Annotated in this window: 14 protein-coding genes; 5 read left to right on the top strand and 9 right to left on the bottom strand. The window is 66.0% G+C overall.

The window, feature by feature from the left end; all coding sequences use genetic code 11:
- Positions 1–3 precede the first annotated feature (3 nt).
- The 7 genes from V6D00_15910 to V6D00_15880 all read right to left on the bottom strand — a co-directional run bounded on the left by V6D00_15910 (position 4) and on the right by V6D00_15880 (position 9,653).
- On the bottom strand, positions 4–2,976 hold the full coding sequence (locus V6D00_15910; GenBank protein ID HEY9900664.1) for an SNF2-related protein: 2,973 nt from the start codon (positions 2,974–2,976) through the stop codon (positions 4–6).
- Between the two features lie 211 nt (positions 2,977–3,187).
- On the bottom strand, positions 3,188–3,781 hold the full coding sequence (locus V6D00_15905; GenBank protein HEY9900663.1) for a peroxiredoxin: 594 nt from the start codon (positions 3,779–3,781) through the stop codon (positions 3,188–3,190).
- 44 nt (positions 3,782–3,825) lie between these two features.
- Entirely contained in the window at positions 3,826–4,773 is a 948-nt protein-coding gene (gene trxB / locus V6D00_15900) for a thioredoxin-disulfide reductase (protein HEY9900662.1), read from the bottom strand.
- 77 nt (positions 4,774–4,850) lie between these two features.
- A complete protein-coding gene (locus V6D00_15895; protein HEY9900661.1) occupies positions 4,851–5,273 on the bottom strand; it encodes a transcriptional repressor in 423 nt (140 codons plus the stop codon).
- Between the two features lie 31 nt (positions 5,274–5,304).
- Positions 5,305–6,399 (bottom strand): SDR family NAD(P)-dependent oxidoreductase, encoded by a 1,095-nt coding sequence (locus V6D00_15890; protein HEY9900660.1) that lies wholly within the window; start codon positions 6,397–6,399, stop codon positions 5,305–5,307.
- A gap of 99 nt (positions 6,400–6,498) precedes the next feature.
- The gene (locus V6D00_15885) at positions 6,499–8,682 is read right to left on the bottom strand and encodes an ATP-binding protein (protein HEY9900659.1); all 2,184 of its coding nucleotides are present in this window, start codon (positions 8,680–8,682) and stop codon (positions 6,499–6,501) included.
- A gap of 53 nt (positions 8,683–8,735) precedes the next feature.
- Positions 8,736–9,653, bottom strand: coding sequence for an ADP-ribosylglycohydrolase family protein (locus tag V6D00_15880; GenBank protein HEY9900658.1), 918 nt, complete (start codon positions 9,651–9,653; stop codon positions 8,736–8,738).
- A gap of 157 nt (positions 9,654–9,810) precedes the next feature.
- Here V6D00_15880 and V6D00_15875 point away from each other — a divergent pair, with 157 nt between their 5' ends.
- From V6D00_15875 to acnB, 3 genes are all read left to right on the top strand, one after another.
- Positions 9,811–10,020: an alkylphosphonate utilization protein gene (locus tag V6D00_15875; GenBank protein ID HEY9900657.1), complete on the top strand. Its 210-nt coding sequence runs from the start codon at positions 9,811–9,813 to the stop codon at positions 10,018–10,020.
- Positions 10,021–10,093: 73 nt separating this feature from the next.
- Positions 10,094–10,537 (top strand): AAA family ATPase, encoded by a 444-nt coding sequence (locus tag V6D00_15870; GenBank protein HEY9900656.1) that lies wholly within the window; start codon positions 10,094–10,096, stop codon positions 10,535–10,537.
- A gap of 174 nt (positions 10,538–10,711) precedes the next feature.
- A complete protein-coding gene (gene acnB, locus V6D00_15865) occupies positions 10,712–13,306 on the top strand; it encodes a bifunctional aconitate hydratase 2/2-methylisocitrate dehydratase (protein ID HEY9900655.1) in 2,595 nt (864 codons plus the stop codon).
- A gap of 132 nt (positions 13,307–13,438) precedes the next feature.
- Here the strand turns inward: acnB and V6D00_15860 are convergent, their stop codons facing one another.
- Positions 13,439–14,581 carry an ATP-grasp domain-containing protein gene (locus V6D00_15860; GenBank protein HEY9900654.1) on the bottom strand — a complete coding sequence of 381 codons (1,143 nt, stop codon included), beginning with the start codon at positions 14,579–14,581 and terminating at the stop codon, positions 13,439–13,441.
- A gap of 584 nt (positions 14,582–15,165) precedes the next feature.
- Here V6D00_15860 and V6D00_15855 point away from each other — a divergent pair.
- Together V6D00_15855 and V6D00_15850 are read left to right on the top strand one after the other, a co-directional pair.
- Positions 15,166–16,218 carry an alpha/beta hydrolase gene (locus tag V6D00_15855; GenBank protein HEY9900653.1) on the top strand — a complete coding sequence of 351 codons (1,053 nt, stop codon included), beginning with the start codon at positions 15,166–15,168 and terminating at the stop codon, positions 16,216–16,218.
- Positions 16,219–16,502: 284 nt separating this feature from the next.
- Positions 16,503–17,180 (top strand): DUF554 domain-containing protein, encoded by a 678-nt coding sequence (locus V6D00_15850; GenBank protein HEY9900652.1) that lies wholly within the window; start codon positions 16,503–16,505, stop codon positions 17,178–17,180.
- Between the two features lie 543 nt (positions 17,181–17,723).
- Here V6D00_15850 and V6D00_15845 read toward each other — a convergent pair.
- Complete coding sequence (locus V6D00_15845) at positions 17,724–18,956, bottom strand: Fic family protein (GenBank protein ID HEY9900651.1); 1,233 nt, start codon at positions 18,954–18,956, stop codon at positions 17,724–17,726.
- Positions 18,957–19,294 lie beyond the last annotated feature (338 nt).

Genomic DNA, 19,294 nt, shown 5'->3' with positions numbered 1-19,294 from the left:
AGCCTATGAGAAGAGGTACTCCAGGTCCTCGCGAGACAGCGCCCGGACCATCTCCTCGCCGCCCAGGATGTCGCGCACCATCTGCCGCTTGCGCTGCTGCAGGGCCAGGACCTTCTCCTCGACGGTGTCCTTGGCGATCAGCTTGTAGGCGAAGACGTGGCGGGTCTGGCCGATGCGGTGGGCCCGGTCGGTGGCCTGGTCCTCGACCGCGGGGTTCCACCAGGGGTCGAAGTGGATCACGTAGTCCGCGCCCGTCAGGTTCAGGCCGGTGCCGCCCGCCTTGAGGCTGATGAGGAAGACCGGCGTGTCGCCGGCGTTGAAGCGCTCGACGCGCTCCAGGCGGTCCTTGGTCTGGCCGTCCAGGTAGGAGTAGGTGATCCCCTCGGCAAGCAGGCGCTTCTCGAGGATCTTCAGGACCTTCACGAACTGGCTGAAGACGAGCACCCGGTGCCCCTCCTCCACCACCTGCTTGACCAGCTCGACGAACAGCTCCACCTTGGCCGAGGGGATCTCCGCGGCCCTCGCGCTGACCATCTGCGGATCGCAGCAGGCCTGGCGCAGGCGCAGGAGGCCCTCCAGGACGTTGAAGCGCGACTTGGCGAGGCCCACGCGATCGACCGTGCCCAGCACCTCCTGCCGGATCGAGGACAGCAGCGAGTCGTAAAACTGGCGCTGCTCGCTGCCCAGCTCGCAGTAGGTGACCATCTCCGAGCGCGGCGGAAGGTCGGTCGCCACCTCCTGCTTGAGGCGGCGCAGGATGAAGGGACGGGTGAGCCGGCGCAGGGAGTCCGAGCGCTGATCCCTGGCGCCTGGCTCGGTCGAGAGGTACAGGCGCCTGAAGCGCTTCTCGGAGCCCAGGTAGCCCGGCATCAGGAACTGGAACAGGCTCCACAGCTCGAGCAGGTTGTTCTCGATGGGCGTGCCCGTCAGGCAGAGGCGATGGCGCGCCGAGAGGCGGCAGGCGAACTTGGCGGCCTGCGAGCGCGGGTTCTTGATGTTCTGCGCCTCGTCCAGGATCACGTAGTGGAAGGCCTGCTGCGACAGCACGTCGAAGTCGCGCCGCAGCAGCGAGTAGCTCGTGATCACCACGTCCGCCGAGGCGATCTCCTCGAACAGGTCGCGGCGGCCCGAGCCGTGAAGGACCAGGCGCTTGAGGTCGGGCGCGAAGCGCGAGAGCTCCTGCTCCCAGTTGAAGACGACCGAGGTGGGCGCGACGAGAAGGGTCGGGCCCTGCCGGCCCGCGGCCTTCTCGCGCAGCAAGAGGGCGATCGCCTGGATCGTCTTGCCGAGGCCCATGTCGTCGGCGAGGATGCCGTTGAGGCCGTTGTCGGCAAGGAAGCTCAGGTAGTCGAGGCCCCGGCGCTGGTACTCGCGCAGCTCGCCGTGGAAGGTCTCGGGGACCGGCACCTCGGCGACCTGTGAGAAGTCGCGCAGCAGCTCGACGAAGGCGCTCCAGTCGGGATCCGCGCGCCGCGCGTCCGCCGCCTGCAGCACCTCGTCGGCCAAGAGGGCCTGGTGCCGCAGGAGGCGCTGGCGAAGGACCTGCCCGTCGATCAGGGCATCCACCCCCAGCGCGTCGGAGAGGCCCTTCTGGCGCGCGAGCCACTCCTCGGGCAGGCGCGCGTAGGCGCCCGAGCCGAGCCGGATGTAGCGCGAGTTGGCGCGCAGGGCGTCGCGCAGGCTCGCTCCCGGCAGCACCTCGTCCTCGAGCGAGAGCACCGTCTCCAGGTCGAACCAGTCGGTGCCGGTGGCGATGGCCACGCCCACGCTGAGGCGCCGGCGATCCACCCTGAAGGAGGAGAGGCGCTCCTCGCCGAAGACCTCCCAGCCCGCGTCGATGAGGGCGGGCACCCCTTCCATCAGGAAGCCGAGGGCCGCGTCGCCCCAGCCCAGGTAGTCCCCGTCGGCGCGCGCGTCGAGCCCCGCCTCGCCGAGGCGCTTGATCAGGGCCGCTTCGGCCTGGGGATCGCGCAGGTAGTGGCCCCACTGCCCCTGGCGCTCGGCGAGCACCGCCCGGCGCGGGTCCTGGGCGGTCACCGGGGTCGCGGAGCCGTAGACGAAGCCCAGACGCCCGAGCAGGTACTCGCCCTCCTCGTGCAGGGTCAGGCGAGGCACCGGCGGCACCTGGGGATGGGTCACGCTCGCCGCCTCGGAAGGCGGCAGCGACGCTTCGGTCTCCCCCTCATCGGCGGGGGCGAGCGAGGGGAGGGTCATCTCCGAGAAGGGGTAGAAGGCGTCCTCGATCATCACCCACGCGGGGTCGTCCCCGACCACGCGGCCCGGCGTCACGGGATGGTGCGCGCCCTCGAGCTCCCAGATCCCCTCGTCGCCATGCCACGACGAGAGGCGGCGGTGGCGGACCACCAGCTCGGGGCGAACGATGATGGGCTTGCGCCCCGCCCCGAACACGAAGGGGTAGCCCGCCAGGTGGCGCAGGACCTGGTCCACCTGATCCTCGAGCAGCGGGATGCCCCGCGCGTGCGGCGAGGAGAAGTGGCGCCCGTGGGACTGGAAGAAGGGGGTCACCAGGGTGAGGATGGCCTTGTCCGCGTCGCTGAGGTGGCGGCCGGTGGGGGTACCCCACAGCGCCATGGGGCGAGGGGCGCCCGGGGTGCCGTCCTCGCGCAGGCGCGTGGTGTCGAGCGCGAGCCACAGGCACTGGGGGCGACGGTACATGTTCTCGAGCTTCTTTGGGGGAGGCGCCGGCCAGAGCCCGTAGAGGATCACGTCCTGGCCCGGCAGGAAGACCTTGCCGGCCACCTCGGCCACCGGCCGGGGCAGGTCCACCGGCGCGTCGAGGAAGGCCAGGGCCAGGGCGATCGCATGGCGGCACCGCTCGCCGTCGTGGCAGTCGCAGCGCGCGCGCAGCAGCTTGCCGTCCCACTCGAGGTAGGTGGTCTGGGGGTAGACCGTGCCGTCGTCGACCCGGGCCTGGACGCGCAGCACCCCGGGCGCCGGGGTGCTGACGGCCGGCACGCCGACGCCGCCCTGCTCGAAACAGGCCGATCCCTTCCGGAACGTCAGGGCATCGGCCCACCGCTCGAGTTCCCGTTTCGAAAAAATCGTCGCCTGTTCCAAGCCGTCGCCTCACCCCTCGAAATCGATCAATCCACTGATTATACCGCGTCCCCCGCATGCGAACACCCCCCCGGAAGCCCGGGGGGGTGCGAGGCGAAGGATCCTCGGGCTAGACGGCCGCGGCGGCCTTCTGGAAGTACTCCTTGGACTTGGCGGGATCGGGGATGATCGTGGCCTTGCCGGGCTTCCAGTCGGCGGGGCAAACCTCGCCGTGCTGCTCGAAGTGGGTGAGGGCGTCGACCATGCGCAGGGTCTCGTCGACCGAGCGGCCCAGGGGCAGGTTGTTGACGACCATGTGCTGGATGACGCCGTTCTTGTCGATCAGGAAGAGGCCGCGGAAGGCCACGCCCTCGTCGGCCTTGAGGACGCCGTACTCGGTCGCGATGGTCTTGGTGAAGTCCGCGACGAGCGGGTAGCTGAGGCCCTCGAGGCCGCCCTCGGCGCGCTTGGCGTTGGTCCAGGCGAGGTGCGAGAAGTGCGAGTCGGTCGAGATGCCGATCACCTCGGTGTTGCGCGACTTGAACTCCTGGATGCGATCCGAGAACGCGAGGATCTCGGTCGGGCACACGAACGTGAAGTCGAGGGGGTAGAAGAACAGGACGACGTTCTTGCCCTTGTAGTCGGAGAGCGAGATATCCTTGAACTGGCCGTTCACGACCGCGGTGGCCTTGAATTCGGGAGCCTTCATGGTGGGCTGAAGCATGGTGCCTCCTTGATAGTGGGTGCGTGGGAAATTGGAGAAAGGGTCTAGGACGCCGCGCCGGCGCTCGCCTCCTCGGCGATGCCGGCGAGCCAGCGCTCGGCGTCGATAGCGGCCATGCAGCCGCTGCCCGCCGCCGTGATCGCCTGGCGATAGACCGTGTCCTGCACGTCGCCGGCGGCGAAGACGCCCTCGACGCTGGTGCGGGTGCCCTCGTGGGTGAGGATGTAGCCCTTCTGGTCCAGCTCGAGCTGGCCCTGGAAGAGCGCGGTCGCCGGCTTGTGTCCGATGGCGACGAACACGCCGTCGATGCTCTGCTCGCGCGTCTCTCCGGTCTGGACGTCCTTGAGGCGCACGGCGGTGACCTTGTCCTCGCCGATGACCTCGTCGATGGTGGAGTTCCAGACGACCTCGATCTTGGGGTTGGAGAGGGCGCGCTGCTGCATGATCTTGCTGCCGCGGAACTGGTCGCGGCGGTGGACCAGGTAGACCTTGTTGGTCATGTTGCTGAGGAACAGCGCCTCCTCGAGGGCCGTGTCGCCGCCGCCGACGACCATGACGTCCTTGCCCCGGAAGAAGAAGCCGTCGCAGGTGGCGCAGGCCGACACGCCGCGGCCCTGGAGGCGCTCCTCGGACGGAAGGCCGAGGTACATGGCGCTCGCGCCGGTCGCGATGATGATCGAACGGGCCTCGTGGAGCCGGCCCCTGCTGTCCCAGACCTTGAAGGGCCTGGTCGAGAAGTCGACCCGGTCGATGAAGTCGGAGACGATGCGGGTGCCGAAGCGCTCGGCCTGGGCGCGGAAGAGCTGCATCATCTCGGGCCCCTGCACCCCGTCGGGGAAGCCGGGGAAGTTCTCGACGTCGGTGGTGGTCATCAGCTGGCCGCCGGGCTGGGTGCCCTCGAACAGGATGGGGGAAAGGTTGGCTCGCGCGGCGTAGATGCCCGCCGTGTAGCCCGCGGGGCCGGCGCCGATGATGAGGACGTTTTCGATCATTGCGTTGTGCTCCTGAGCCCCGGGCTCCTCGCCCCTTGGCGGGGCGCGGAGGGGGTGGGGGGGTGAAACGAGGCTACTTATGAGGCGCTGCGGGTCCCGCGCAGGAGGACCTCCACGGCGCTGACCCGGAAGCTCGGGTCGAGCGCGGCGTCGAAGGTGATGCGCTCGGGGGGGATGTCGAGCAGCTCCCCGGTCGCCTCGTCGTAGAAGTGGTAGTGGTCCGTGAGGTTGTTGTCGTAGAGGGCGCTCTCGACGTGCGGCAGCTTGAGCTCGCGCAAGAGCCCCGCCTCGACCAGGATGCGAAGGGTGTTGTAGACCGTCGCCAGGCTCATCTTGGGGAAGTGGCGATCGACCCAGATCTTGATGGTCTCGGCCGACGGGTGGTCGGCCTCGCACAGCACGAAGCGGCAGATCGCGATGCGCTGCGCGGTCGGGTTGATCCCCGCTTGTTTGAGGACCACCTCGATCTGATCGGGCGAGAGGCAAGAGGTCTTCTTCATGGCCTTAGAATAATTCTAAAATCAGAAATCGTCAAGCGCCGCGTCCCTCAGGCTCCTTGGCCTGACCCGCCGCCGCCGATCTGGCAGGCATGCCCTCCGGCTCCCCACCGAGCTGGTTCGTCCGCGCGGCCTCGCGCTCCAGGGGAAGGAACAAGAGCCGCAGGGCCCTCGGAATCTCGAGGTCCATGCCGCGCGCCGCCGCCGTACCCGCGCCGTCGGCTCCGGGCAGGAGGCGGTTGAGGAGGGCGAAGGCATCCAGGGCGAGGTTCGGGAACACGTCGTGGGCGATCCCGAGCAGCAAGGCCTGCCAGCTGAGGGTGACCTCGCCAACCCCCTTGCGGGTCGCCTCGACGATCTTTCTCGCCGAGCGCTCCGCGTCCTGGGAGAGGCCGGGCCACGAGTCGGCGAGGGCGAACCAGATGAACTCCTTGGCCTGCTGCCCCTTGAAGCAGGCATTGACCGGGGAGCCGGTCCGCATCAGGCCCGGCAGGACGGTCGTCACCGCGATGCCGTCCTTGGCGACCTCGACCCTCAGGCCCTCGGAGAAGCCGCGCAGGGCGAACTTGGCGCAGTGGTAGGGCAAGAGGTGGGGCGACGAGACGCGGCCGCCGATGGAGTCGATGGTCACGATCTTGCCGCAGCGGCGCGCGCGCATGCGGGGCAGGACCGCGAGCGTCGTGTGGAGCGCCCCGAAGAAGTTGACGGCCATGATGCGCTCGAAGTCCTCGAAGGTCATGGTTTCGACCGGCCCGACCTGGATGATCCCAGCGTTGTTGACCAGGACGTCGATGGCGCCGTAGTGGGCGGCGGTGATGGCGACGAGGCGCTCGGCCTGGGCGCGATCGGCCACGTCGCAGGGCACCGCCAGCACCTCGGCCCCCCTGGCCTCGAGATCCCGGCGGGCACGCTCGAGCTCCGCTTCGTCCCGCGCGCAGATGGCGATCCGGCAGCCCTGCCGCGCGAACTCGCGCGCCAAGAGCAGGCCGAGCCCCCGCGAGCCGCCCGTGATGAGCACCACCTGTCCGTCGAGCGACTCGGGGGCGCGGCGAGCGAGCAACCTCCACCCCAGATAGGCCGCTCCCGCCGCGACCAGCCATCCCATGGCGCTGCCAGACCGTTTCTTCATGATGGGCGCCCCCTTCCCGCGCGTGGCGTGCGGGGCAATGGTGCCAGGGCGCGCCGCGGGAGTCACCAGGCGAACACGATCGAGCGAGGGATTTCGGGGTCAGGCGAGCTCCTTGACGGCCTCGGAAGCCTTGGGGAGGGTGAACCAGAAGCACGCTCCCTTGTCGGGGGCGCTGCGCACCCCGATCTCCCCGCCGTGGGCCTCGACCAGCACCTTGCTGATGTTCAGGCCGAGCCCCGTGCCCTTGCCCTTCTTGAGGCCGGCCTCCAGCTGCGAGAAGCGCAGGAAGAGGCGAGGCAGGTCCGCCTCGGCGATGCCCTCTCCCTGGTCCTCGATCTCGCACCGGACGCGATCCCCCTCGTCCAGCAGCCGGACGCGGACGACCCCGCCCGGAGGGCTGAACTTGACGGCGTTGGATAGAAGGTTGGTGAGGACCTGGGCGATGCGCTGAGGGTCCACCCAGGCGATGAGTGGGGTGTCGGGCGTCTCCAGGCGGATGGAGACCCGCGAATCCTCGGCGAGCGGTCGGAAGCTCTCGACGATCTCCTGGGTGCTCGTGGCGAGCTCGTGCTCGGAGTGGCGCAGGGTGAAGGTCCCCGCCTCGATCCGCGCGAAGTCGAGCAGGTCGTTGAGCAGGCCCTCCAGGCGCTGGCTCGCCATCTGGATCTGCCACACGAAGCGCGTCTGGTCCGAGGTCAGCAGCCCGCCGATGCCCTCCTCGAGGAACTCGGCGTAGCCGCGGATGGAGGTGAGCGGCGTGCGCAGCTCGTGCGAGACGGAGTTCACGAAGTTGCTCTTGAGGCGGTCCAGCTCCTTGAGCTGCTCGTACTGGACATGGAGCTGGCGCTCCTGGTGGCTCAGCTCGGCGTTGGCCGCCTCGAGCTCGGCGGTGCGCGCCTCGACCCGCGCCTCGAGGGTCTCGCGTGCCTCTCGAAGGTGAGCGGTCATGCGGGCGAAGGCCCTGGCCAGGGTCCCGATCTCGTCTTCGGCCCCGGTCGGCAGCGCCTGCATCGCCTGCGGCGAGAGGTCCCCGCGGCTCACCGTCCGGGTGGCATCGAGCAAGCGCCGCAGGGGGCGGGCGACCTTGCCGCGCAGCACGGCCCCCATCAGGCCGATCTCGACGAGCATGGCGATCAGCCCCGCGAGCAGGACGCCCGCGGCGGCCTGGGCCGCACTCGCCCACATGAGGCGCTTGGGGTAGACGACCACCAGGTACCAGTCGGGCCCCGCGATGCGTCCGACGGCCACCAGGCGATCGTGGCGGGGGTCGTCGAGCACCGTCTTTCCCTGCCGCGCCATGACCAGCCGGAAGAGGTCGCGCGTGGGCGCGTCCGCGTCGCGATCGATGCGGAAGTCGCCGTTGCGCCGCGTGATCTCCTCCGAGAGCGCGGGGTGCGCGATGAGGCGGCCGTCCTTCCTGAAGAGCATGGACGTGGTGCCGGGCAGGTGGCGCTCGTACACCCCGTCGATGAGGCGCTGGAGCGAGATGTCCGTCCCGATCGACCCCAGGTAGCGCTTGCCCTGGTCGATGGGGGTGATGCAGGAGGTCATCCAGACCTGCGCGACCTCGTCGCGGTAGGTGCGGGTCCAGCGGGTCTCGCGCTGCGGGTTGGTCGCCGGCAGGCCCAGGTCGTAGTACTCGTGCCCCTGGAAGTGAAAGTCCGCCGACGGGCTCCAGCGCAGGCCCGGCCAGTAGAGGAGCAGGCTCTTCTCGGGGGCCAGGAAGTAGAGGTTGAGGAAGGGGGGCGCCCCCGCCGAGAGGCTGGCCTCGCGCCCACCGGCGAGCACCTGGCCGAACTGCCCGAGCAGCTCGAAGGCGGCGAGCTTGCGATGGCTGAATTCCTGGCTCGGGGCGACGTTCGACTCGGCGAAGGCCGAGACGTGCCGCGTGGGCAGCCCGCCGGCCTCGCGCGTCCCGCCGAAGAAGGGGGCCCGGATGCGCTGGGTGCCGTCGGGCGCGACCTCGAAGATCCGCTCGAAGTCGGCGACCTTCTTCCGGTCCGGCTCGCGGCGGTAGCGCGCCAGAAAGTCATCCCGCCACTGGTGCTGCTTGGCGACGATGAACTGGAACCACTGGCTCTCGCTGCGCGATCGCTCGGTGACGAACTGCTCGAGCTCGAGCTTGACGCTCCCTTCGCGCTGGCCTGCCACCTGGGTGTAGCCGAACGCGCTGGCGAGCAGCACGACGATCCCGACGCGCAGGGCCATCTGCCGCAGGGCCGCCGTGATCAGCGAGTGACGCTCGATGGTATCAGCCGACGCTTCATCCGTTTTTGGTTTCATCAATCGGCAATATACCCAAGCTTGGCTGGTATCGGTGTGAAGAAATCTTGATACTAGCGCCTCGCCTGGGCGCGCAGGAAGGCCTCCACCCGCGGACGCGCAAGCCATGCCTTCTGCCAGCGCGCGGGCACCACCGCCCCGGGCGCCGCGCCCAGGATCATCCCGAGGCCGAGGCCGCGCGCCGCCGAATCGCCTCCGGCCATCACGTTCGCGATGAGGGCCCCTTCGAGGTCGCCGGGATGGGCCAGCGCGAGGGCGAGCATGGCAGGAAAGGCGCCCTCCACGCCGCAAGCGGGCCCGAGGGCCTGGACGGCCTCGGTGCTCCCCGCTTGCAGCGCGGCGCGCGCGGCCTCGAGGTGCGAGGCCACGCTCAGCAAGTGGTATTCCGCCTGCGCCGCGGCCTGGAGGGCGTCGGGCACGCTCGCGCCGTCGAGCACCGCGCGCGTCGCGCGCACCAGAAAGGCCGCCGCGTCCGAGGCCGCCACGTCGCGATGCGTCAGCGCCGTCTGGGCGCGGGCCGCCTCCACGACGGCCTCGTCGGGCGAATCGGCCATGGCCACGAGCAGGGGTGCGATGCGGCTCGCCCCGCCGAGGTCCGAGGAAGGCGAGCCCGCCTCCTGGGCCGGAATCCCTGCCTCCAGGTTGGCCAGGGTGGTCCTGGTGGCCCCGTCGCGGTAGCCGGGGTAGTCGGTCCACATGGCGCGCCACCGCGCATCGAAAGCGTCCGCGTCGAAGCCCTCGCCGGGTGTCAGGGAGTCCATCAGGGTGAGGGCCTGATCGCCGTAGTGGGTCTGGGCGCCGGCGCTGCGCCCCGCGTGGTAGCTGGTCGCGGGGGGCGCCAGGAGCTCCTCGACGCGGCCGAAGGCGCGGGCGATCGCCGCGGGCTCGTAGATCCAGTGGGCGGGAAGCGCCAGGGAATCGGCGACGAGCGAGGCTTCCAGCATGGTGGCAAGACGCGAAGGCTGAGGCATGGGCGGGCTCCTTTCGATGGAGCCGCATGCTACCACGAGATGTCCGTCGCTCGTTCCATGCCTCGGATCGCGATGGACAGGCGATCGCGCGGAGCGATATGATGGGTGAGTCGAGCCCCTTGCAGCCTCAAACGCGCAATTATCAGGAACTTTCATCATGGAAACCAAAGACAGCAACGGCAACATCCTCAGCGAAGGAGACTCGGTCCTGCTCATCAAGGACCTCAAGCTGAAAGGCTCTTCCACCACCCTGAAGCGGGGCCAGGTCTTCAAGAAGATCCACCTCACCTCCAAGACCGAGGAGATCGAGGTCCGCGAAGGAAAGTCGACCCTCGTTCTCAAGACCTGCTTCCTGAAGAAGGCCTGATCGACACGATCCGCTGCCTTCGGGGGCCCCTCGTCGGGCGCGATGATATGCTGACGATGAGGAGAAAAGGCCCATGAAGGCGATCGTCATGGTCGGCATTCCAGGCTGCGGGAAGACCACGGCTGTTGCCGCCACCCTGGAAGGCTACGAGGAGATCAACCGGGACAACCTCCGCCTGGAGCTCACGGGCTCCTACGAGGACTTCTCTCGCGAAGGCTGGATCAACCGTGAGCACGAGCGCCGGATCCGCCGGGCCGCCCGGATGGGAAAAGACGTCGTCATCTCCGACACCAACACCGTCCGCCGGAACCGCCGCAACCTGATCGCGCTGCTCAGGAGCCTCGGCTATCACGTCGAGGTTCTCCTCTTCGACGTCAGCCTCGAAACGTGCCTTTCACGCAACAAGACGCGATCCAAGCCGGTCGATGAAAGCGTCATCCGCAAGATGGCGCACCGCCTTCAGCTCAATCCCCCGAGCCTGGACGAGGGCATGGCGGCGATCCGGATCATCCGCTGAGCCAGGGGGATCTTCACGCGTCCTCGGCGCTCCTCGCCCTTCCCCTTGAGGGATCTGTCCTGGCGCCGCCCGCAGGCGCTGAAAAGGCCTATAATATAATTGACGTGGCTGCTTCCCGCCTCGGAAGCGCGCCACACCGATCGTCTCTACCCCCCAACCTCGAGAGGACGCCACATGCTCGAAGCCTATCGTCAGCACGTCGCCGAACGTGCTGCACTGGGGATTCCCCCGCTCCCCCTGACCGCACAGCAGACCAGCGAGCTGGTCACCCTGATCCAGAATCCGCCGCGAGGCGAGGAGGCTTTCCTCGTCGAGCTTCTGACCTACCGGGTTCCGGCGGGGGTCGATGACGCCGCCCGGGTCAAGGCCACCTTCCTGGCCCAGCTCGCTTCCGGCGAGACGACCTGCGCCCTGATCTCCCGCGAGAAGGCCATCGAGCTGCTGGGTACCATGCTGGGCGGCTTCAACGTCCAGCCGCTGATCGCGGCCCTCGAGGGCCCCCACGGCGCGACCGCCGCGGAAGCCCTGAAGAAAACCCTGCTGGTCTTCGACTACTTCCACGACGTCAAGGACCTGGCCGACAAGGGCAACCCCCATGCCAAGGCCGTGATCCAGAGCTGGGCCGACGGCGAGTGGTTCACCTCGCGCCCCGAGGTCCCCAGCTCGCTCAAGCTGACCGTCTTCAAGGTCACCGGCGAGACCAACACCGACGACCTCTCGCCGGCTCCTGACGCCTGGTCGCGCCCCGACATCCCCCTTCACGCCCTGGCCATGCTCAAGAATCCCCGGCCGGGCATCGAGCCCGAGGAGCCCGGCGCCCGCGGTCCCGTCAAGCAGCTCGAGGCCCTGAAGGCCAAGGGCAACCTCGTGGCCTACGTCGGCGACGTGGTCGGCACCGGCTCCAGCCGAAAGTCCGCCACCAACTCGGTGCTCTGGTTCACGGGCGAGGACATTCCCTTCGTCCCCAACAAGCGCTTCGGCGGCGTCTGCATCGGCGGCAAGATCGCCCCGATCTTCTTCAACACCATGGAAGACGCCGGCGCCCTGCCCGTCGAGCTCGACGTCTCTCAGATGGACATGGGCGACGAGATCGAGCTCCAGGTCGACCATGCCACCGCCAAGGTCAAGGCGCTCAAGAATGGCGCCGTGATCGCCGAGTCCCAGTTCAAGACCCCCGTGATCCTCGACGAGGTTCGCGCCGGTGGCCGCATCTCCTTGATCATCGGCCGCGGCCTCACCGCCAAGGCCCGCGAGGCGCTCGGCCTGGCGCCCTCCACGCTCTTCCGCCTGCCGCAGTTCCCCGAGCAGACCAGCAAGGGCTTCACCCTGGCCCAGAAGATGGTGGGCCGCGCCTGCGGGCTGCCCGAAAATCAGGGCATCCGGCCGGGCACCTACTGCGAGCCCGCGATGACCACCGTCGGCTCCCAGGACACCACCGGCCCCATGACCCGCGACGAGCTCAAGGATCTGGCCTGCCTCGGCTTCTCGGCCGACATGGTCATGCAGTCCTTCTGCCACACCGCGGCTTACCCCAAGCTGGTGGACGTGAAGATGCACCACGAGCTGCCCGCCTTCATCACCACCCGCGGCGGCGTCTCGCTGCGGCCTGGCGACGGGGTCATCCACTCGTGGCTCAACCGCCTGCTTTTGCCCGACACGGTGGGCACCGGCGGCGACTCGCACACCCGCTTCCCCATCGGTATCTCGTTCCCGGCCGGCTCGGGTCTGGTCGCCTTCGCCGCGGCTACCGGCGTCATGCCGCTCGACATGCCCGAGTCCGTGCTCGTGCGCTTCAAGGGCCAGATGCAGCCCGGCGTCACCCTGCGTGACCTGGTCAACGCCATCCCGTTCTACGCGATCAAAGCGGGCCTGTTGACCGTCGAGAAGAAGGGCAAGCGCAACATCTTCTCGGGCCGGATCCTCGAGATCGAGGGGCTGCCCGACCTCAAGGTGGAGCAGGCCTTCGAGCTCACGGACGCCTCGGCCGAGCGCTCGGCTGCGGCCTGCGTGGTCCAGCTCAACCCGGAGCCCATCGTCGAGTACATGCGCTCGAACATCACCCTGATGAAGTGGATGATCGCCAACGGCTACGAGGATGCCCGCACCCTCAGCCGCCGCATCAAGGCCATGGAGGCCTGGATCGCCGAGCCCAAGCTCCTCGAGGCCGACCGTGACGCCGAGTACGCCGCGGTGATCGAGATCGACATGACCGCGATCAAGGAGCCGATCGTCGCCTGCCCCAACGATCCGGACGACGTCAAGCTGCTCTCCGAGGTCGCCGGCGACACGATCGACGAGGTCTTCATCGGCTCGTGCATGACCAACATCGGTCACTTCCGCGCCGCCGGGAAGGTGCTCGAAGGCAAGTCCGACATCCCGACCCGGCTGTGGATCGCCCCGCCCACCAAGATGGACGCCAAGATCCTCAACGAGGAGGGCTACTACTCGGTGCTCGGCAAGTCCGGCGCCCGCATGGAAACCCCCGGCTGCTCCCTGTGCATGGGTAACCAGGCGCAGATCAAGAAGGGCAGCACCGCCATGTCGACCTCGACCCGCAACTTCCCGAACCGTCTGGGGATCGACACCCGGGTCTACCTCGGCTCGGCGGAGCTTGCGGCGGTTTGCGCCCTGATGGGCAAGATCCCGACCCCGAGCGAGTACCTGGAGCAGGTCAAGGCGGTGAACGCCAAGGCCGGCGAGATCTACCGCTACATGAACTTCGATCAGATCGCGGAGTTCCGGGACCTGGCCGAGACCGTCACGGTCTAACCCACCCACCCCACGACCGAAGACCCGCCGGAGCCAGGCTCCGGCGGGTCTTCGGCTGATCAAGCGCTCCTCCCTGATGGGGGCACAACAACGGGTCCCGCGAACTTCGCGGGACCCGCCAATCTCGCGGCGCTAAACCGTCGCGTCCTGGTGCTCCTTGGCCGGCGCGTGAGCCATCAGCTCCTGAGCGAAGCGTCGGGCATACTCATTGACCAGCTCCTCCACCCGGTCCGGATCGTCCGATCGGACGATGACCCCGGCGTGCCATTCCTTCTTCTGACGCCACGTCACCTCCGGGGCGTCGAAGGAACTGAGATCCGGCCACTGCTCCTTCGCCAGGCAAATGATGGCGCCGGCATAACCTTCATGGAAGGGCGCCAGCTGGTACTTGGGACCGAAGGTCTCGATCTTGGCCCACTCGAACCACAGGCAAATGTCCGTGGCCGTCCACGCCACATCGGGGATCTTGGCGGCTCCGACGCGGGCGGCCGCTTCCAGGAAGTAGAACTTCCCGTCTTCCTTGCTCTTGATGTACTCGATGTGCGTGACCCCGCGCACCAGGCCGAGGCTCGTGATGACTTCCTTGTTGAGCTCCTGCAGGGCCTTCCAGTCCGGGCTCTTGCGATCGATGAGCCGGGTCGTGAACACCCCGCCCTTCACGTTGAGGTCGAGCATCGGGGTGCCGTACTTGGAGACGGATCCAAAGAGCACCTCGCGCTCCGAGACGACCGAATCCACGTGATAGACATCCCCGGGGGTGTACTTTTCGAGCAAGTAGCCGGACTGCTTGTCGCCCAGCTCCATGATCTTCTTCCAGACCTCCTGGTCATTGCGCAGCACCTTGATGCCCATGGAAGCCGCCGCGAGACGCGGCTTGATGATCCAGGGCGCCGGCACGCGCTGCATGTAGTCGTGGACATCGTCGTGGTTGAGGATGTGAACGAACTCAGGGACCGCGATGCCGTCCTCCTGGGCCTTCATGCGCATGGCGAGCTTGTCCCGGAAATAGCGCATGGTGCTTTCGCCCATGCCGGGCAGGCGCATGTGCTCCCGCAGGAAGCAGCTCATTTCCACTTCCCAGTCACCCATCGGGACGATGCGGTCGATCTTGCGACGCTGGGAGATGTAACTGATGGTGTTCTTGACCTCGGTCTCGTCATCGAAGTTCTTGACGGCGATGACATCCTCGAGGATCTCGCGCGGCCAATCCTGCTTGAGGCCTTTCTCGCTCGTGAGGACGATCACCTTGTGCCCCATGGCAGCGGCCTGCTTCATGAAAGGGCGACCGGAAACCATCCCTGCGATGCACAAGAAGCGCAGAGGCTTTTCCACCTTGGGCGGCTCGAGAGCCTGGGTTGCCGGGGCCGGAGTCGGGGTTGTCTTTGCTTTTTTGGGCACTGCTGGTTCCTCTCTGCCGCATCGTAGCCGATTGACCTGACCCCCGGTCAGGATCACTCAGGCGTTAGATTTTATATGCCCGTGACCTGCCCCCCGAAAACTAGCGCTTGGGCACCCCACCACCGGCCTTGCGATCCTCGAGCAGGTCGCGGCCGATGCCTTGGCGGCAGGCCGTACTCTACTGCAGGCTTTCTCGGTCACGACTGCGACGCTCGCGCCCGTGCCATGGGCTTCCTCTGAGCATCGCTACTCCCTCGAAATACGACTTTAGTAGGATGCGCTACGCCCTGGCCCTCGGGTAGGGTTGGCACATCCTCAACCGAGCGCAACACAGGTGCCATGGACGCTCCTGTGGCCTATCGCATTCGCGTGCTGTCACTGGTGCGGGACATGGGGCTGACCCCCGTGTCCGTCCAGCGCGAGGCGCTTCGAGGCTAGACCGAAGGGAAGAAGAAGTGAACGTGAAACGCATCGTCGCCATGCTGCCCCTGCTCGCCATCCTGAGCGGCTGTGCCCATACCTCGCAGTACCGGAACACGGCACCGCTCCCCGAGAGCATCGCCTCGCTCGAGGAGACGAGGCTAGGTGGGGTCAAGCAGTGGGTGTTGCTCCGCGGCAAGGATACCTCGAAGCCCGTGATGCTGTTCATTCACGGCGGACCCGGCGGGGCCGAGATGAGCGCGGTCAGGCGCTACTTCGCGCCCCTGGAGGACGACTTCGTCGTCGTGACCTATGACCAGCGCGGCGCGGGCAAGTCCTATTCCGACCGGATCCCCCGAGAGAGCATGACCCAGGAGCAGTTCGTCGCCGATGCGCACGAGCTGGTCCTGAAGCTGAGGGAGCGTTTCAACACCCCCAAGGTTTATCTGGTCGCCAACTCCTGGGGCACCATCACAGGCACGCTCCTCGCCCAGCGCTATCCGGAGCTCGTGCACGCGTACGTCGGCGTCTCGCAGTGGACGGACGGCATCGCGCGCGAGCGCGCCTCGTATCATCTGGTGCTCGACTGGGCGAAGCGGACCGAAAACAAGGACGCCATCCGAGAGCTCGAAGAGATCGGGCCTCCGCCCTTCACGGGGCCCAAGGCAATGGACAAGGTCGGTACGCAGAAGAGCTGGCTCCTCAGGTCGGGCGGGATCCTCTACGGCCGGGACAACATGGGGTTGATGCTGGATGCCCTGCTCTGGTCGGGTGAGTACTCGCTCCTGGAGAAGTGGAACTTCATGAAGGGGCTGATGTTCAGCATGGAGACCGTGTGGCCCGAGGCCATGCAGGTCGACTTGACCCGCTCGGTCCCAGAGCTGAAGATGCCGGTCTTCTTCGTGTCCGGACGCCACGACTGGAACATTCCACTCTCGCACGTCGAGTCCTATTTCCAGGCCCTCCATGCCCCGCGCAAGGAATTGGTGGTCTTTGAAAACTCCGCTCACGTCCCTCATTACGAGGAAGCCGACAAGTTCGTGCAGTTCATGCGCGAGAAGGTACTGGCGGCGTCCCCCGCGCGAATGGACTGATCGCACGATATTCAGTGGCCCCCCCGCAGCAAGTCTCTCGACCCGCCGCTGAGGCAGAACCCAAAGTTGGTCGAGTCCATTATTGTGGTATATTTCCGACCGCCGGCCATTCCTCACCTCTGTGTTAGACCACCCGATCTGACGATGCCAGGGCCGTCAGCGCCTCGGGTAGCGTCGTTCCCGCCCCGTCGATCACGTCGAGGTTTGACGGGCCCGCTTTTACGAAATCCGAGAACGCTATAGAGTGAAGGCTGGACGCGACTTGGCGCAAGAAAGGTAAGGCTTTGAGGGGGACTCTGCTGAACATGACAACGGTCACCCTGGGGACCGGACTCGGTGTGCTGATTGGCGCTCGCATCACCGAGCGCATGAAAACGACGGCCTTCATGGCCCTTGGACTCGTCGACGGATTGCTCGGAGTACAGATGGCTCTCAAGACCGAGCAGCTATTGATCCCAATGCTCTCACTGCTCATCGGTGGCCTGATCGGCGAGGCCTTGAAGCTCGAAGAACGGTTAAATGCCCTTGGGCAGCGCCTCTCCGGTGGAAAGGGGCAATTCACCGAGGGCTTCATCGCGACCAGCCTGCTGTTCTGCGTAGGGGCCATGACCGTGCTCGGGGCCCTCGAAGAGGGATTGAAAGGAACCTTCAAGATCTTTGCCTTGAAGTCGGCACTGGACGGTGTGGCCGCCATCGCGTTTGCTTCGACGTTCGGATGGGGGGTAGGCCTCTCGGCCGTCACCATCTTGCTTGTCCAAGGTGGCCTGACGCTCTCGGCGGGTCTGGTCCAGCCGTTTCTCACCCCGCAGGTGGTGGCCGAGGTTTCGGCGACCGGTGGCTTGATCTTGCTTGCCTTGGCGGTTCAACTGCTGGACATCAAGAGGATGCCAATCGCGAGCTTCTTACCCGCCTTGCTGTTACCCCTCTTTCTGGTGCCTCTGTTCGCGGCTTTCGCGCATTAGCGGTTGGTAGGGAATTACCTCCTGAATAAGGTTGCATCCCTGCTTTCAAGGCTCCTCGCATGCGAGGCAATGGGGGCGAAGTTGCTATGGTCTGGACGCGTACTCTCAAGTCCTTCCGGGCTTGCAGGGGGAAGTGGCGAGCGGCCTGCAAGGCTTGCTCTACGGAGGGAGGGCCGCCAAGCGGTGAACGTGAGCATGGTGGAGGGCCGTTCGGCTGAGTTGTTGATCGGGAGTTGAGCAAGAGGGCCGATCGGGCGAAAAAAGGCAAAAAGAAACTCAGGCCAGAATCAGCTTCTGGCCTGAGTTTGAGCTTTGCGCCCCCGGAGAGACTCGAACTCCCGACATTCTCCTTGGGACGGACTGAAAGGCTACTTTTGGTCAGTTTAGGTGAGTTGAGCTGAAGTGTCAAGAGGCGCTCTGCGAGAGGGTCCTGGGCCTTATTGATGTTTTCTGAGATCTTGCGAAATTGGGTCAGATTTGGCGAGTTGTTTCGCAGGAGTTTCGCAGAAAAATAGACCTGTGCGATTTCGATCCAGGCGCTTTTTACCCCCGATCCTCTGGCCTTTGTGGTGACGGCCGTCGAGGAGCCCCTAAACGTGTTGGCGTGGCGAGCTGCCACTCGAAGTGGTCAACAAGCGTCAGTAGTTCGCGAGCCTCCCAAATGCGGTTTTTCTTTTTGCCTACCGTCACGCAAGCTAATACGCCATTCGCCTCCAGTTCGTTCAATGCTTTTCTTACGGCTTCTTCGCTTCCTCCGACGAGGCTGGTTGCGGATCTGAAGTCGAGCACGGGTTGGGCAGGCAAAGCTTGAATTAGCCGCTCGGCCGCAGAGTGCCTACGCGGACGGCCGAGTGTACGGCGCCACTCATCTTGCAGGGCGGCAAGGTGCTCATTGAGATGTTTTGCTTGTTCAGTTGCTGAGAAGAGGGCGCGAGTGAAGAATAGGCACCAATCCAGGAAGTTACCTGACCGATAGGCCGTCAGCCCTTCGATGTAGCGTTGAGCATTGGTTGCGAGCACGAGGCTGATTGGCGGTACGACTGCTGGTGTCACCCCACGGTGCCGAAGGACGATGTGGATCAGGGCGCGTCCTACCCGCCCGTTGCCGTCGATGAAAGGATGGATGGTCTCGAATTGTGCATGGGCGATCGCCGCCTGGATGATCGGGGGAATGTCGTCACGCTGCAAGAAGATGCAAAGATCCTCTAGCAGGCGCTCGACTTCCGTTTCGGGTGGAGGAATGAATTCCGCGTCCTGTGGGCTCCAATCGCTGCCGCCTATCCAGTTCTGCCTGTCTCGTAGTCGCCCTGCTATTTCAGCGTCTCGGGTCCTTTCGAGCAGTTTTGAATGAATGGTCAGCAGGTCATCGATTTGGATCTCGCGCCCATCGGATGCCAGACGTATCGCTGCCTCCATCGCATGGATGTTGCCTGCTACGGCTCGCGCCGTTTCAGTTTCGGCATCGGGATCCAGCATGGCTCTGGCCAGGCGGCGCTGGGATAGGATCAGCCCCTCGATACGTGAGGAACCTATGCTTTCAACGCGGAGCAACTGCCTACTCAGGGACTCCAAGCCCGTGAAAGTGGAGAGGCCTTGGAGTTCGGTAACTGCTGTGCTGGTAGCGACCAGTTCCTCCGCCAAGTTGAAGGGCAGGTCGAACGTCCAGGATGCGATTGGATCAGGAATGTAGGCTTCGTAATCGAAGCTTCTGGAATCTGCTCGATTCCTGGCAAATGAGAGGTCCGGCTCCCAGCGTCGTTTAGCTAAAATTGGCATGGCTGCCCCCACGAAGAAAGGTTGGCTGTCTTAGCCATTTACCCCACCCTACCTTAGAAAGGTTGGGTATTCAAGTGAGGTATCCAGCTTTTCTCCTGTAAGACTGGGTATGCTGGTCGGATACCCAACTTTTATTGACCCACCAATTCAGACGGAAGACCGGAAGAGCTGCCTCAATTCCCGAGTGGACAGCAAATCGGTTGGTCAAGTCCCAGCTAGTGGTGTAAATCCGGTCGCCATGGTTTTCCTGGTTCCCGTTTAAGCCACCCGAGCCGCCGACGGCAGGGCCGTCATCGCCTCGGACAGCGCCGTGCCGCCTTCGAGTACCTCCAGCTTCA

This window comes from Pantanalinema sp., from assembly GCA_036704125.1.
Lineage (GTDB): Bacteria > Cyanobacteriota > Sericytochromatia > S15B-MN24 > UBA4093 > JAGIBK01.
Note: the sequence above shows the minus strand (reverse complement) of the source record. Positions and strands in the feature narration are given on the sequence as shown.